Origin of the sequence: Caballeronia sp. SL2Y3, from assembly GCF_022879575.1 — a bacterium.
GTDB lineage: Bacteria > Pseudomonadota > Gammaproteobacteria > Burkholderiales > Burkholderiaceae > Caballeronia.
On sequence record NZ_CP084260.1, the window covers coordinates 941945 to 957198 of the forward strand.

14 protein-coding genes and 1 tRNA gene are annotated in these 15254 nt (G+C 65.3%); 9 read left to right on the forward strand and 6 right to left on the reverse strand.

All coding sequences use genetic code 11. The annotated features are described in order from the left end of the window. Positions 1-146 precede the first annotated feature (146 nt). From LDZ26_RS04395 to LDZ26_RS04415, 5 genes are all read left to right on the forward strand, one after another. Positions 147-323: a DUF1328 domain-containing protein gene (locus tag LDZ26_RS04395; RefSeq protein ID WP_159835737.1), complete on the forward strand. Its 177-nt coding sequence runs from the start codon at positions 147-149 to the stop codon at positions 321-323. Between the two features lie 100 nt (positions 324-423). Beyond that, the gene (locus LDZ26_RS04400) at positions 424-585 is read left to right on the forward strand and encodes a DUF1328 domain-containing protein (RefSeq protein ID WP_040048814.1); all 162 of its coding nucleotides are present in this window, start codon (positions 424-426) and stop codon (positions 583-585) included. A 161-nt stretch (positions 586-746) separates the two neighbouring features. Then, on the forward strand, positions 747-1322 hold the full coding sequence (locus LDZ26_RS04405) for a bacterioferritin (RefSeq protein ID WP_175939956.1): 576 nt from the start codon (positions 747-749) through the stop codon (positions 1320-1322). A 100-nt stretch (positions 1323-1422) separates the two neighbouring features. Beyond that, positions 1423-2055 (forward strand): response regulator transcription factor, encoded by a 633-nt coding sequence (locus LDZ26_RS04410; RefSeq protein ID WP_175939957.1) that lies wholly within the window; start codon positions 1423-1425, stop codon positions 2053-2055. A 21-nt stretch (positions 2056-2076) separates the two neighbouring features. After that, positions 2077-2520: a response regulator gene (locus tag LDZ26_RS04415; protein WP_244848332.1), complete on the forward strand. Its 444-nt coding sequence runs from the start codon at positions 2077-2079 to the stop codon at positions 2518-2520. A 73-nt stretch (positions 2521-2593) separates the two neighbouring features. Here the strand turns inward: LDZ26_RS04415 and LDZ26_RS04420 are convergent, their stop codons facing one another. Then, positions 2594-3841, reverse strand: a complete 1248-nt coding sequence (locus LDZ26_RS04420; protein WP_244848333.1) for an MFS transporter — start codon at positions 3839-3841, stop codon at positions 2594-2596. Positions 3842-3942: 101 nt separating this feature from the next. Further along, positions 3943-4290 (reverse strand): hypothetical protein, encoded by a 348-nt coding sequence (locus tag LDZ26_RS04425; protein ID WP_244848334.1) that lies wholly within the window; start codon positions 4288-4290, stop codon positions 3943-3945. 217 nt (positions 4291-4507) lie between these two features. Between LDZ26_RS04425 and LDZ26_RS04430 the strand changes: the two genes are divergently transcribed. Then, positions 4508-4759, forward strand: a complete 252-nt coding sequence (locus LDZ26_RS04430) for a hypothetical protein (protein ID WP_244848335.1) — start codon at positions 4508-4510, stop codon at positions 4757-4759. Between the two features lie 84 nt (positions 4760-4843). Here the strand turns inward: LDZ26_RS04430 and LDZ26_RS04435 are convergent. After that, a tRNA-Leu gene (locus tag LDZ26_RS04435) sits at positions 4844-4928 on the reverse strand. Positions 4929-5115: 187 nt separating this feature from the next. Here LDZ26_RS04435 and LDZ26_RS04440 point away from each other — a divergent pair. Together LDZ26_RS04440 and LDZ26_RS04445 are read left to right on the forward strand one after the other, a co-directional pair. Then, entirely contained in the window at positions 5116-5700 is a 585-nt protein-coding gene (locus tag LDZ26_RS04440; RefSeq protein WP_244848336.1) for a TMEM175 family protein, read from the forward strand. A 1-nt stretch (position 5701) separates the two neighbouring features. After that, positions 5702-6163 (forward strand): metallophosphoesterase family protein, encoded by a 462-nt coding sequence (locus tag LDZ26_RS04445; protein ID WP_244848337.1) that lies wholly within the window; start codon positions 5702-5704, stop codon positions 6161-6163. Positions 6164-6221: 58 nt separating this feature from the next. Here the strand turns inward: LDZ26_RS04445 and proP are convergent, their stop codons facing one another. The 3 genes from proP to argA form a co-directional block, all read right to left on the reverse strand. Then, complete coding sequence (gene proP, locus LDZ26_RS04450; RefSeq protein ID WP_244848338.1) at positions 6222-7697, reverse strand: glycine betaine/L-proline transporter ProP; 1476 nt, start codon at positions 7695-7697, stop codon at positions 6222-6224. 641 nt (positions 7698-8338) lie between these two features. Continuing rightward, positions 8339-8611, reverse strand: coding sequence for an oxidative damage protection protein (locus LDZ26_RS04455; protein WP_062636188.1), 273 nt, complete (start codon positions 8609-8611; stop codon positions 8339-8341). 91 nt (positions 8612-8702) lie between these two features. Further along, complete coding sequence (gene argA, locus LDZ26_RS04460; protein ID WP_244848339.1) at positions 8703-10073, reverse strand: amino-acid N-acetyltransferase; 1371 nt, start codon at positions 10071-10073, stop codon at positions 8703-8705. Positions 10074-10809: 736 nt separating this feature from the next. Between argA and hrpA the strand changes: the two genes are divergently transcribed. Continuing rightward, complete coding sequence (hrpA, locus tag LDZ26_RS04465; protein ID WP_244848340.1) at positions 10810-15177, forward strand: ATP-dependent RNA helicase HrpA; 4368 nt, start codon at positions 10810-10812, stop codon at positions 15175-15177. Positions 15178-15254: the final 77 nt, after the last annotated feature.

The window sequence follows — 15254 nt, forward strand, 5'->3', positions numbered from 1 at the left end:
GCGACGGGGCAGATGGCGCGCGTGGCGCAGCCGATTTGAAAGCAAATGTCGGTGGATTCTCACAGCAAAAAAGGAGCCAGCCCGAATGCGCGCGGCAAACCGCGCGGCTAGCATGAGTGCGTCAACCAATCCTACGGGGAGCGATCATGCTGAGATGGGCTCTGTTTTTCGCGATCGTCGCTGTGATCGCCGGCTTGCTGGGCTTTACGGGCATTGCCGCGGGCGCTGCGACCATTGCCAAGTTCCTGTTCGTGCTGTTCCTGATTCTTTGCGTCGTGTTTCTGGTGCTCGGGTTCGTCATCACCAAGAAAGCGGTCGATTAGCGGCTTAGCTTGCTCCCTGCTTTGCCGTGCCGGGATGGCGTTTCGCGCCATGCCCGGCTCCGACCTTGAGCGACCATAGAACAATCACGAGGAGGGTCCCATGCTGCACTATGCGGCCGTTTTCTTCGTCATCGCGATCATCGCGGCGGTGTTCGGCTTCACGGGCATCGCGGCCGGCGCCGCTGAAATCGCGAAGATCCTGTTTTATATTTTCCTCGTCGTGTTCGTCGTGACGCTGCTGCTCGGTGTCTTCCGGACGTGACGTTGCCGAACTGTCGTGCCCGCGCCCGCTCATCGGACGACAGAGCGGAGCGGGCACGCGCCATGCATCGCAGACGATGATCGAATAGCGGAACGCTATGAAGCTGCACGGCGATTCGCTCGACGCATCCGTCCATCCCCCCAATTCACAGGAGCAAACACATGTCCGATTCATCTGCTGTATCGACCGCGCCGGGCCAGTCCAAGGACGCTTTCGTCCTCGATGTGGAAAAAATCCGGAACGACGCGCGGCAGCACATGGACGAAGGCCCGGTCACGTCGACCTATGCCGCCGACCGCGAAACCGTGCTCAAGCTGCTCAACGACGCGCTCGCCACCGAGTGGGTCTGCACGCTGCGCTACAAGCGCCACTACTTCATGGCGAAGGGCATTCACTCCGAAGCCGTCGCGAAGGAATTCGCCGAGCACGCGACCGAAGAGCAGGAACACGCCGACATGCTCGCCGAGCGCATCGTGCAGCTGGGCGGCTCGCCGGACTTCGCGCCGGACAGCCTGAAATCGCGTTCGCATTCGGAGTACAAGGAAGGCGCCGATCTCATCGACATGATTCGCGAGAACCTGATCGCCGAGCGCATCGCGATCGACACGTACCGCGAGATCATTCGTTATCTCGGCGACAAGGACGTCACCACGCGCCGCATCTTCGAAGAGATTCTCGCCGTCGAGGAAGAGCACGCCGACGACATGGCCGACCTGCTGGAAGGCCGCAACGGCTAAGCGTAAGCCTTGAGCGCGGTGCGTGCTGCGCCGCGCATGGCTTTCACGCCTGCCTCGGTAGAATCACCGTTCTCTCATCACAGCAGCGCGGACGGCGTGAATGATTCGAGTCTTGATAGCCGACGACCATGCGATCGTGCGCAGCGGATTCAGGCAGTTCGTCGCGGACGAGCCGGACATGGAAGTGGCGGCGGAAGCATCGACCGGCGATGAAACCATCGCGCTCGTACGCGAAACGGCGTTCGACGTGGTGCTGCTCGACATCGCCATGCCGGACAAGAACGGCGTGGACACCTTGCGGGTCATCAAGCAGATCCGGCCGCAGCAGGGCGTGTTGATGCTATCGGGCTTTCCCGAGAGCCAATACGCGATCAACCTGCTGAAGGCGGGCGCGAACGGCTACCTGAACAAGGACGCCGCGCCGGACGAAATCGTGCGCGCCATTCGCACGGTGGCGCGCGGGCATCGTTACCTGTCCGAATTCATCGCGGATGCGCTCGCCGACAAGCTCGACAAGCCCGCCGCCGAGCGGCCGCACGAGTTGCTGTCGGAGCGCGAATTCCAGATCTTCTGCAAGCTCGCGGGCGGCCGGATTCCGACGGAAATCGCGCAGGAACTGCATCTTTCGGTGAAGACGGTGAGCACGTACCGGGCGCGCGTGCTGGAAAAGATGCGGCTCTCGAACAACGCCGATCTGACGTACTACGCGATCAAGAACGGATTGATCGAATAGTGCTTGCGGAGGATGCCTGCCGTGGGCGACCACATCATCACCGACGATTCGAAAGAGCGGCATGAGCCGCGCGGCGGACCGCTCGCGGTGCTGCTGATCGAAGATTCGCCGCTGATCCGGCGCAGTCTCACCGAAGCGATTGAGGCGCTCGGTCCGTGGCGCGTGACCGCTTTCGCCGATGCGCCCGACGAGGCTATTGCGCTGTTATCGTCGCAGCGGTTCGACGCGGTCATCGTCGATCTGCAACTGAAGCGCGGCTCCGGCATCGACGTGCTCGCGTGGCTCAAGAACGCGGACCGGTCGGGCATCGCCGAGGGCGCTTTCGTCGTCGTGCTGACCAACCACGCGTTGCCGGCGTATCGCGAGCGGTGCCTGCAATACGGCGCGCGGCATTTCTTCGACAAGTCGCTGGAGTTCGATCGCGTGCTCGATGCGTTGTGGGAGTATGCGCGGGAGCGGGTTTGAGGAGGATTGAAAGCGAGGTCGAGGGTTGCCGCTCGACTCGCGTAAGCCTACGCAAAACCGTCGTCGCGGCTCGTCACTCCTCGCGCACCTGACGCGAAACCAGCCGCCGCTCGCGCCCGCGCCAATGACTGAAACCGGCGAGCCCCGTCGCCGCGAGGCCGACGAGGCAGACGCCGGTCCATCCCATTGCATGCCACGCGAGCGACGCCAGCCCCGAGCCCGCCGCGCCGCCGATGAAGTACGCCACCATGTAGACCGTGTTCACGCGGCTGCGCGCCTCGGGCTTCAGCGCGTAGATACGCGACTGGTTCGATATCTGCGCGGCTTGCACGCCGATATCCAGCACGATCACGCCGACCACCAGCCCCGCGATGCTGCGCGCCGAGAGCGCGAACACGACGAACGACAGCGCGACGAGCCCAATCGATAGCGAGATCACCGCGCGCGGCCCGCGTTTGTCCGCCGACTTGCCGGCGAGCGGCGCAGCGAGCGCCCCGGCCGCCCCGACGATGCCGAACAGCCCCGCCGCCTGCGGTCCCATGTGAAACGGCTCGCCCGCGAGCAAGAGCGTGAGCAGCGACCAGAACGCGCTGAAGCCGGCGAAGAGCGCGCCGCCCGTCAGCGCCGCTTCGCGCAGGCCGGGATTCTCGACGGTGAGATGCCACATCGAGACGAGCAGCTTGCCGTAGGAAAGCGTCGATGTCGGCCGGCTCTTCGGCAGCCGCATCATCACGACGACGGCGAGCGCGATGGTCGCCACGACCGATGCGCCGAACACCGCGCGCCAGCCGAAGTACTGCGCGACGAAACCCGACACCGTGCGCGCGAGCAGGATGCCGAGCAAGAGGCCGCTCATCACGGTGCCGACTGCGTGGCCGCGCTCGGCGGCCGGCGAGAGTTCGGCGGAGAAGGGCACGGCCTGCTGCGCGATCGTCGCTACGACGCCGATCGTGAGACTCGCCGCGATCAGCACTGCGAGCGTCGGCGCGGCGCATGCGGCGACGAGCGAGACGCCGAGCGCGGCAAGCTGAAGCAGGATCAGCATGCGCCGGTCGAAGCGGTCGCCGAGCGGCGCGAGCACGAGCATGCCGAGGGCATAGCCGAGCTGCGTGGCGGTCGGCACGGCGCCGATCAGATACGCGTTCTGCGGAAACGACGCGCGGAAGTCGCCGAGCAGCGGCTGATTGAAATAGATGTTGGCGACCGAGACGCCCGCGATGGTCGCGAGCAGCCAGAGCGTGGCGCGCGAATAATGCGGATGAGGTTCAGGCGCGTGAGCGTGAGACGATGAGTGAGGCGGCTGATGCGATTGCGCGGACATGAGTTCGTTCCGTCGGACGGCAAGAAGGCGGCGTTCGGCCAGCCGCCGATCATACTGGAGACGCGCGACGTTTGCTCAGGGCGCTCGCGGGACCGCGCGCGTCATTCGTCTTCGTCGGCGGCGGGCTTCGGGGCGAGCTTCTCGGGCGCTAGCCATCGGAAGCCTGTGAGCGTCGTTTCGCTGAACGTGCATTCGGCTGCGGCGGGGACGTCCGTCTTCCTGGTTGCGGGCGCCGTCGGCGGCGTCGCGATGACGCCTCGGACGACCACGCGCGAGCCATGATAAGCGGCACCGGAGCCGGTGATCTTGAGCGGCGCGCTCGCTGCTTCCGGATACTCCGCGCGCACCTTGTCCTTGCACGTTTCGACATTGCGGTAGTACGACGTGCAGCCCGCCATCAACATCAGCGGAAACGAGAAGGCCAGGAGCAGGCGAGAGCGTGTGTTCATCGGGTCAGTCGGTCGATGCCCGACGCGGCGCGCGCATCGGAGCGTGAGGTGAATGTGCGGCGATGCTTTATAACACGGCGCGGGCGGTGCGCCCCGGTGCCAGCTTCGCGCGAAGAGCAGGCCGCTTGTTGCGCGGGCCGGCACGGAAGCACAATCAGCGAATGCGTTCGCGACGGAGGCTGCCGCCATGCGAAAGGACATCGAAGTAGGCGATTAGGTGCTCGCGCTCGACACGTTGCCGAAGTCGCCGCCGGCCGACGAACAGGTGGATGCGTCCGCCGAGGGCTACGCGGTGCGCATGCGCGTGGCGCGGCTCGACGGGCGACCGCTCCACGGATCGACGCTCGCCAGCGACTCCGGCGAAATGACCGGCGATCACGGACCCTTTGCGACCGTCGCGGAGGCGATGGCGCATGGCGAGGCGTGGGGACGGCATTACGTCTCGCGCATTCTCGGGCACGGGCTGTAGCGGCGCCTGCCGCGCGTTTCATGAGGAGCGCGAAATAACCGCCGCACGCATCGTCACGAGTTCGTGCGAAGAACGATGCAAACCTGGTGCCGGGGACCGGACTCGAACCGGCAAGCCGTGAGGCGGCGGATTTTAAGTCCGCTATGTTTACCAATTTCATCACCCCGGCAGGGCGGACGCGATTCTACCATTGCGCCGGGTCGCGCCAAAACCGCGACGACGCGCGATCCGCCGCGAACTCGCGCGTATTGAAAGCCATTCGACAACCTCGCGCGCCTCACGCATAATCGCCGACGGACCGGCGCGCCAGAGAACGCGCGCAACGGCAGGCCGTCGATCACGCGCAAGGACCCACGATGGGCAAAACCCGGCTCGAAGCGTTCAGCGATGGCGTCATCGCCATCATCATCACGATCATGGTGCTCGAACTCAAGGTGCCGCACGGCCACGACTTCGCCGCGCTGGCGCCGCTCGTGCCGGTGCTCGCGGCGTACGTGTTGAGCTTCGTCTATGTCGGCATCTACTGGAGCAATCACCATCACCTGCTGCACGCCATCGGGCGCGTCAACGGCTCGGCGTTGTGGGCGAACCTGCATCTGCTCTTCTGGCTGTCGCTCTTTCCGTTCACGACCAACTGGATGGGCGAAAGCCATCTGAGCGCCGTGCCGACCGCGTGCTACGGCTTCGTGCTGTTCATGACGGCCGTTGCCTGGTACATCCTGACGCGCGTGCTGATTTCCATGCACGGCGAGAATGCGCGGCTCGAACGCGCCGTCGGCGCGGACCGCAAAGGCAAGCTGTCGGTGCTGCTGTATCTGCTGGCGATTGCCGCGTCGTTCTGGCAGCCTTGGATCGCGGCGGTCATCTATACGGTCGTCGCGGCCGGCTGGCTCGTGCCGGACCGGCGCATCGAGCGCATGCTCGCGAGCGAGGAGCATTGACTTGCCGACGACGCGCATCGGGCTCGTTTCCGACACGCACAATCTCGTGCGCCCCGAGGCGCTCGACGCGCTGCGCGAGTGCGCGCACATCATTCACGCGGGCGATATCTGCAAGCACGAAGTGCTCGACGCGCTCGCGCAACTCGCGCCGCTGACGGTCGTGCGCGGCAACAACGATGTGGCCGCGAGCGTCGCGCATCTGCCGGAGCACGCGCGCATCGAAGTGGCCGGCGCGACGATCCACATCGTGCACGATATCGCCGATGTTCCCGCCGAACTCGACGGCGTCGATGTCGTCGTGACCGGGCATTCGCACAAGCCGGTCGTCGCGCGGCGCGGCGGCGTGCTTTTCGTGAACCCGGGCAGCGCGGGGCCGCGCCGCTTCAAATTGCCGATCAGCGTCGGCCTGCTCGACATCGGCGAGGCGGGGATCGAGGCGCGCATCGTCACGCTCATCGCATGAAAAAGGCCGGCGTCTTGTCAGACGCCGGCCTTTCGCGCTTTCTATTTCCAGCAGTCGCTTACGCGCGGACGGTGCCTTCCGGGAAGCCGTCGTCCATCTCGGCCGCCTCGCGATGGCCGCGCAGGATCGCATGCGCTTCGGAGTGCGTGGCGACCGCGGGCGGCGAGCCCTTCAGCGGCTTCTTCGCCGTTTCGTGCAGCGCGAGCACCGAGACGATGCCGATCACCGACGCGCCCATCAGATAGTACGCGGGCATCATCAGATTGCCGGTCTTGCCGACGAGCCATGCCGTGACGAGCGGCGTCGTGCCGCCGAAGAGCGACACCGACACGTTGAAGCCGATGGCGAGCGCGCCGTAGCGGATCTTCGTCGGGAAGAGCGCGGGCAGCGACGACGGCATAACGCCGGTGAACGTCGACAAGAGCGCGCCGAGGATCATCATGCCGGCGAAAATCGACGGCACCGTGCCCATGCGGATCAGCGAGAGCGCCGGAACCGACAGCGCGAGCAGTCCGACGCAGCCCGCGAGCATGACCGGCTTGCGGCCGATGGTGTCGGAGAGGCGCCCGGCGAGAAGCGTGAGCGGCATCATCAGCACCATCACCACGAGCACGATGAACAGGCCATGCGTCTCGTTGAACTTGAGCGTCGCCGACAGATAGCTCGGCAGATACGAGAGCGCCATGTAGTCGGTCACGTTGAAGATCAGCACGAGGCCCACGCATTGCAACAGCGGCTTCCACTGCGCGAGCAGCGTTTCGCGGAACTGCGCCTTGGTCGTTTCGTGCGCGGCCGCTTCCATCTTGTCGGCTTCGCGCTGGAACGCGGGCGTTTCTTCCAGCTTCATGCGGATATACAGACCGATCAGGCCGAGCGGCCCCGCGATGAGGAACGGAATGCGCCAGCCCCAGTTCAAGAGCGCATCTTGCGAGAGCGCGCCGGTCAGCACCGCGACGACGCCCGCGCCCAGCACGTAGCCGACGAGCGTGCCGAATTCCAGGAAGCTCGCCATGAACCCGCGCTTCTTGTCCGGCGAGAATTCGGCGATGAACGTCGCCGCGCCGCCGTACTCGCCCCCCGTGGAAAAGCCTTGCACGAGGCGGGCGACGAGCAGCAGCACCGGCGCCATCACGCCGATGCTTCCATAGCTCGGAATCAGGCCGATGCAGAAGGTGCCGATGGCCATCATGATCATCGTCATCGCGAGCACGCGCTTGCGGCCGATGCGGTCGCCGAGCGGCCCGAACACCATGCCGCCGAGCGGGCGCACGAGAAATGCCGCCGCGAAGGTGCCGAAGGTCGCGAGCAACTGCGCGGTCGGGCTGGACGAGGGGAAGAACACCTTGCCGAGCGTCACGGCGATGTAGCTGTACACGCCGAAGTCGAACCATTCCATCGCGTTGCCGATGGCCATGGCGCCGACCGCGCGCTTGAGCAGGGATTGATCGACGATGGTGATGTCGTCGAGGGAAAGTCCGTTAGCTTGATTCGATGTGTGGCGCTTGCGCCAGAGGCCGTCGTTTAGGGCGGTCATACGTTGAAGACTCCGTGTCGAGTGCCGGATGCTCGCGAAAAGCATCGGGCGCGCCGCCTGAGCAGCGCATGGGCCGGATAGTGCAGTTTCGCGACGGCGCCGCGAGCCGTTGCGATCGTCGGAACGAGAGCGAATGGCTCCGCCGAGCGTCGGACAGTGGCCCGAAGCTGACGATCGAAGAAAAGCGGTGCCGGTGCCTCGCGGTGGAAGTCGCGAAATTGCACTCGGATAAAACAAACGAATTGGACGCGCGGACGGCGAGCCGGGAGGCAGCCGCGGGTGGAACCGCAACGTCGGCGAAAACTAAGGCTTGGAACGAAAAAGGCCGGCGTACTGCTTAACCGACAAGCCTCTTTGTATAAAAACTGTCACTACCACGCGTTACCCGGTAAACGCTATGCCGGGCAGGCCGCGCGTGAATGATGGTGAATTGCTGTTGATAACGAGGAAGATGATAACACGATGACAGACGATCTGCAAACAGGCCTGATTTCCGGGCGCATCGGGAGCGCCGCAATCCCTTACTGGACTTAGGATTGCGCCTAATCGTGTCCTCAGTCTCCGATGTTCTAAACAGTACGTGCAAGCAATAAAAAACCGACCTCGAAGGGTCGGTTTTTGCGACGGTTGCGAGCCGGAAATCAGCTTTGCGGCGGCACGTAGCCGGAGGCCGTATCGGCGCCTTCGCCGAAGAAATACTTCTCCGTCTGCTTCAGCAGATACTGGCGCGCGCGCGGGTCGGCCATGTTCAGGCGATTTTCATTGATGAGCATCGTCTGCTGCTTGAGCCAGCCTTGCCACGCTTCCTTCGAGACCGTCTCGTAGATACGCTTGCCGAGTTCGCCCGGCAGCGGCGGGAAGTCCAGTCCCTCGGCTTCCTTGCCGAGCTTTGCGCATTGAACCATTCGGGCCATCTGTGTTTCTCCTTTATCGACCGGTGTCGGCGTGGCCTACCGGTTCCATGATTTGCAATCCGGACAAGCGCGGCGCGCGTCCGTTGTCAGTTCAAAGCTGTTTCATCAGGACGAGCGACTTGCGCTGCCAGTTGTAGAGGCGGCGGCGGTCTTCCGGCAGGTCGTCCACCGTCACCTTCACGAAGCCGCGCTTCAGGAACCAGTGTTCGGTACGCGTCGTCAGCACGAAGATGCGCGTGAGGCCGCGTGCGCGGGCGCGCTGCTCGATGCGCTTCAGAAGCCGCTCGCCGTCGCCGGAACCTTGCGCTTCGGGCGCGACCGTGAGACACGCCATCTCGCCGATGCGCTCCTGCGTGTACGGATACAGCGCCGCGCAGCCGAAGAGCACGCCGTCGTGCTCGATGACCGAAAAGTGATCAATATCCCGCTCGATCTGATGACGCCCGCGCCGCACGAGCGTGCCGTCGGCTTCGAGCGGCTCGATCAGCGTGAGAATGCCGCCGACGTCGTCGGGCGTGGCTTCGCGCAGACTTTCGAGGTTCTCGTACGAGATCATCGTGCCGACGCCGTCGTGCAGGAACAGTTCGAGCAGCACGCTGCCGTCGAGCGCATACGGAATGATGTGCGCCCGCGCGACGCCGCCGCGGCACGCGCGAATGGCGTGCTTCAGATAGAACGCGGTGTCGCCCTGCAATTCGCCGGATTCGTGCAGGCGGTAGGCGTCGTCGAGCGACATTTCGCGCACCAGTTGGCCTTCCTGATCGACGAGACCCGGAATTTCGGTCACAAAGATGATCTTGTCGGCGCGCAGCGCGATGGCAGCGGCGGACGCGACGTCTTCCATCGACAGATTGAAGGCTTCGCCCGTCGGCGAGAAGCCAAGCGACGACAGCAGCACGATCTTGTTGCTGGCGAGCGACTGGCGAACGGAGTCGCCGTCGATCTTGCGCACGACGCCCGTGTGCTGGAAATCGACGCCATCCAGAATGCCGACCGGCCGCGCCGTCACGAAGTTGCCGGACACCACGCTGATGTGCGCGTGCGCCATCGGCGTGTTCGGCAGGCCCTGGCTGATGGCGGCTTCGATGTCGAGACGCACTTCGCCGGCGGCTTCCTTCGCGGATTCGAGCGCGCGGGCATCCGTTATGCGCAGTCCATGCGAGAACGACGACTCGACGCCGTGCAGGCTCAACTGTTCGTCCAGCTGCGGACGCGAGCCGTGGACGAGCAGGATCTGAATGCCCATCGCGTGGAGCAGGCCGACGTCCTGCACCAGCGCGTTCAGCCGTCCTTCCTGCACGAGTTCCCCGCCGAACGCGACGACAAACGTCTTGTTCCGGAACGCGTGAATATAGGGCGCCACGGAGCGCATCCAGTCGACGAATTGGCCGAGGGAAGTCGGCGCGTCGGCTTCGCTTGCGGGCGGCTGCGACGCGAGGGTGAGGTCGGTTTGGGAATTCATGCCGGGATTATAATGCGACGCTATGCCGAATGTTTCCAGACGCCCCGTTCAGCCGGGCCAGCCGCAGTCCGCCGATAAGACCCTCACCGCTCAGGAGCAGTTGAAGAAACTGCGCGAGAACCTGTTGCGCGATGCCCGGCCGGACGACGCGCCGGGCGAATCGGCCGAGCTCAGCAAGAAGGAGCTGGCGGCGCGGCGCTTTGCGGGGGCGCAGGCGCCGGCAGGCGAAGCGAGGCAGACGCAGCCATCGCCTTCGCGCGATGCGGGTTCGCAAGGGCGAAGCGCGGGCGAGCGCGGATCGGGTGCTGCGAAAACGCATCGCGCTGATGTGTCGAGCGCGGAAAGCGCCGCACGGCCCGCACAGGCGAGCCAACGTGAACCGGCATCGGGGAAGTCTGATCGCGGGACATCGTCGCCCGTTGCCCGAAGCACGGACGATGGTGCGAAGCGGGTTCAATCTGATCAACGCGGCGCAGTTGCACCGAAGCCGGATCGCGCAACGCAATCGCGAACTGGCCGAAGCGCGGAGCACAGCGCAAATGCGGCACAGCCGGGCCAACGCGGCGCGGATGCGTCGAGGTCGGACCGGGCGATTCAATCGAGCGGTGTATTCGGCGCGGAAGGTGCCGTCAAGCCTGAACAATCTACCCAACACGGTGCCGGCGCGACGAAGCCCAATCGCGCGGCGCAACCAGCGGCTGTCTCGAACGCGGAACGCGCCGCGAACCCGGCACAATTGAATCAACGCGGCGCAGAGGCGGCGAAGCCGAGTCGCCAAACGCAATCGCCTGCTGTGCGCGGCGCGGGATCGGCACAATCGAATCAGCGCGAAAGGAGCCCGTCGCAGCCGCATCATGCGGACCAGTCGGACGTTGGCCACAGCGCAAGAAACGGCACGAACGTCGAGCAGCCCGACCGGCGCGGTGCGAGCGCGGCGGAGCGGCATCGCGCGGATCAATCGGCCGGTGTTCCCGGCGCGCAAAAGCCGGCGCAATCGAAACAGCGCGAATCGGCGCGCGCTCGGTCGCAAGAACGCGAGGCGGCATCGTCGGTCGGCGAAACGAACGACGCGCCCCGTGCCGACGACGGCGAATCGCATCGCGAGGCCCGCCGCGCGAAAGCCGACGAGCACACGCACGCGGCCGCCGCCGAACGCGCTGACCGCATCGCAACGCAGGACACAACGCCGGCCCACGCCGAAGCCCGCCCCGACCGCAAGCGCGACAAACCGCGCACCGTCACGCCGAACCCCATCCCGCCGATCACCTTCCCCGAGGCGCTGCCCGTCTCGGGCCGCCGCGAAGAGATCGCGCGTGCGATCGAGTCGAATCAGGTCGTCATCGTCAGCGGCGAAACCGGCTCCGGCAAGACCACGCAACTGCCGAAAATCTGCCTCGCGCTCGGACGCGGTCTCGGCGCGGGCGGCGCGGGCTTGATCGGTCACACGCAGCCGCGCCGGATCGCGGCCTCGGCGACAGGGCGGCGCATCGCGGAGGAACTCGGCACGCCGTTCGGCGAAGTCGTCGGCTACAAGGTGCGCTTCACGGACAATCTCGCGCCCGGCGCGTCCGTCAAGCTGATGACCGACGGCATTCTGCTCGCCGAAACGCAGACCGATCCGCTCCTCAAGGCTTACGACACCATCATCATCGACGAGGCGCACGAGCGCAGCCTCAACATCGACTTTCTGCTCGGCTATCTGAAGGAAATCCTGCCGAAGCGCCCGGATCTGAAGCTGATCGTTACGTCCGCGACCATCGACGCCGCGCGGTTCGCGCGCCACTTCGGCAGCGAGGAAAAGCCCGCGCCGGTGATCGAAGTGAGCGGGCGGCTGTATCCGGTGGAAATCCGCTATCGCCCGATCGAAGAGGAAAGCGAGGCGATCAAGAACGCGCAGGGCACGCCGCAAAAGCGCAGCGACCGCAAGACCGACCGCGACCTGATGGAAGGCATCGTCGATGCCGTCGACGAACTCTGCCGCGAAGGCCCCGGCGACGTGCTCGTGTTTCTGCCCGGCGAGCGCGAGATTCGCGACGCCGCCGAGGCGCTGCGCAAGCATCATCCGCCGCATACGGAGATTCTGCCGCTCTTCGCGCGGCTGTCGGCGCAGGAGCAGGAGCGCGTGTTCAGGCCGTCGAACGCGCGGCGCATCGTGCTGGCCACGAACGTCGCGGAGACGTCGCTGACGGTGCCGGGCATCCGCTATGTCGTCGATACGGGCACCGCGCGCGTCAAACGCTATTCGTACCGCAACAAGGTCGAGCAGTTGCAGATCGAGCCGGTGTCGCAGGCCGCCGCGAACCAGCGCGCGGGCCGTTGCGGGCGCGTGGCGGACGGCGTGTGCATCCGGCTTTACGACGAAGCCGACTTGCAGTCGCGCCCGCGCTTCACCGATCCGGAGATTCTGCGCTCGTCTCTCGCGTCGGTGATTCTGCGCATGAAGTCGCTGCATCTGACGGAAATCGAGACGTTCCCGTTCATCGAGCCGCCGCCGGGCCGCGCGATCGCGGACGGCTATCAATTGCTGAACGAACTCGGCGCGGTCGATGACGACAACGCCTTGACGAGTCTCGGCCGCGAGCTTGCGCGCCTGCCGCTCGATCCGCGCGTCGGCCGCATGATCCTCGCCGCGCGCGATCATCACGCGCTCACCGAAGTGCTCGTGATCGCCTCCGCGCTCTCGGTGCAGGACCCGCGCGACCGGCCGATCGAAGCGCAGGAGCAGGCCGACGAGAAGCATCGCCAGTTCGTCGACGAGCGTTCCGAATTCCTGCAATGGACGCGCATCTGGAAGTGGTTCGAAGAAGCCGTCGCGCACAAGAAGTCGAACAAGCAGCTCGCCGACGCGTGCCGCGCGAACTTCCTGTCGCATGTGCGCTTGCGCGAATGGCGCGACGTGCATTCGCAATTGCTGACCGTCGTGCGCGAGCACGGCTGGCGCCTGAACGAATCGGATGCGACCTTCGAGCAGGTGCATCTGTCGCTGCTGACCGGCTTGCTCGGCAACATCGGCGTGAAGGCCGACGACGAGCCGCATTATCTCGGCGCGCGCGGCATCAAGTTCCATTTGTGGCCGGGCTCGGCGCTGCTGAAAAAAGCGGGGCGCTGGGTGATGGCGGGCGAGCTCGTCGAGACGAGCCGGCTGTATGCGCGGACCATCGCGAAAATCGAACCGGAATGGCTCGAAACGGTCGGCGCGCATTTGCTGAAGAAGTCGCTTTCGGACGCGCATTGGGAGAAGAAGGCGGCGCAGGTCGTCGCGTTCGAACGCGCGACGCTCTACGGCCTCACGGTCTACGCGCGGCGGCGCGTGAGCTTCGGCAAGCAAGACCCGAAATACGCGCGGGAGCTTTTCATTCGCGGCGCGCTCGTCGAAGGCGAGTTCGACACGCGTCTGCCGTTTTTCGCGCATAACCGCAAGCTGGTCGCGGATATCGAGCAACTGGAGCACAAGTCGCGCCGCCAGGACGTGCTGGTCGACGACGAACTGATCTACGCGTTCTACGATTCGCTCGTGCCCGAAGGCATCTGGACGGGCGCGGCGTTCGAGCGGTGGTATCGCGACGAACAGAAGAAAGAGGGCAGGCAGCAACTGCTTTTCCTGTCGCGCGACGACCTCATGCGCCATGAAGCCGCCGGCGTCACGACCGATCTGTTCCCGAAGCGCATGACGATGTCGGGCATCGAGATGACGCTGTCGTATCACTTCGAGCCGGGCGCGCCGCGCGACGGCGTGACGCTCACGGTGCCGCTCTACGGGCTGAATCAGATCGACGCGCGCCGCGTCGAATGGCTCGTGCCGGGCATGATCAAGGAGAAGACGCAACTGCTCCTGAAGTCGCTGCCGCAGAAACTGCGCCGGCACGTCGTGCCGTTGCCGGAATACGCGGCCGCCTTCGCCGAGCGTCACGCTGGGCCGAAGTTCGGCGCGGGCGCGCTCATCGACGCGCTTATCGCGGATATCCGCGAACAGACGCAAATCGCCGTGAAAAGCGCGGATTTCAAGCTCGAAACGCTGCCGGCGCATCTGTTCATGAACTTCAAGGTGATCGACGAGCACGGCCGGCAACTCGCGATGGGCCGCAATCTCGCGCAACTGCGCGGGGAACTCGGCGGACAGGCGCAGCAGTACTTTCAGAAGCTCACGGCGGAAGCGGCGAGCGTCGCGCTCGACGCGCTTTCGGGCGATGGCGGCGATGGGGGCGATTCGAACGTACCGGCCGCGCAGGCCGCGCCCGCCGAAAGCACCGCGCTCTACGAAAACCTGACGACGTGGAACTTCGGCAAGCTGCCCGAGTTGCTCGAAATCCGCCGGCGCGGGCAGACGCTTTTCGGGTATCCGGCGCTGGTGGATCGCATCACGCACTGCGACGTGGAAGTGTTCGATTCGCCGGAGGAAGCGGCGCGCATTCATCGCGCGGGCTTGCGGCGGCTTTTCGCGCTGCAATTGCGCGAGCCGATCCGCTATCTGGAGAAAAACCTGCCGGGCATGCGCGAAATGTCGATGCAGTACATGGCGCTCGGCACCGCCGACGAGTTGCGCGACCAGATCGTCGAGACGGCGCTCGACCGCGCGTGCCTGCAAGACCCGCTGCCCGACGACGACGCCAGCTTTCACGCCCGCCGCGACGCCGCGAAGGGGCGCCTCACGTTGCTGGCGAACGAAATCGCGCGCCTCGCCGGGACGATTCTCGCGGAATACGCCGCACTGACGAAGAAGCTCGCGCAGGCGAAGCCCTTCGCCACCGCGTACGCCGACATGCAGGCGCAGTTGAGCGGGCTGATCGGCAAACGCTTCGTGATCGATACGCCGTACGCGCAGCTGGCGCACTTCCCGCGCTATCTGAAGGGCATCGCACTGCGCATCGACAAGCTGAAGGCCGACGCCGCCCGCGACGCGCGCCTGATGGCGGAATTGCTGCCGCTCGTGCAGCAGTATCAGCGGACCTTGTCGCAGCGCGGCGGCGTCGCGGATGCGCGGCTCGCGGAGTATCGGTGGCTGCTGGAAGAACTGCGCGTGTCGCTCTTCGCGCAGGAATTGCGTACGCCGATGCCGATATCGGTGAAACGTCTTCACAAGGTCTGGGAATCGATGCAGCGGTGACGCGTCCGCGTTCTTGCGCGAACGTGGCGGAAAGCTGCGCCAACAGGCGGCATTTCTTGCGCACGCGCACCGAATTG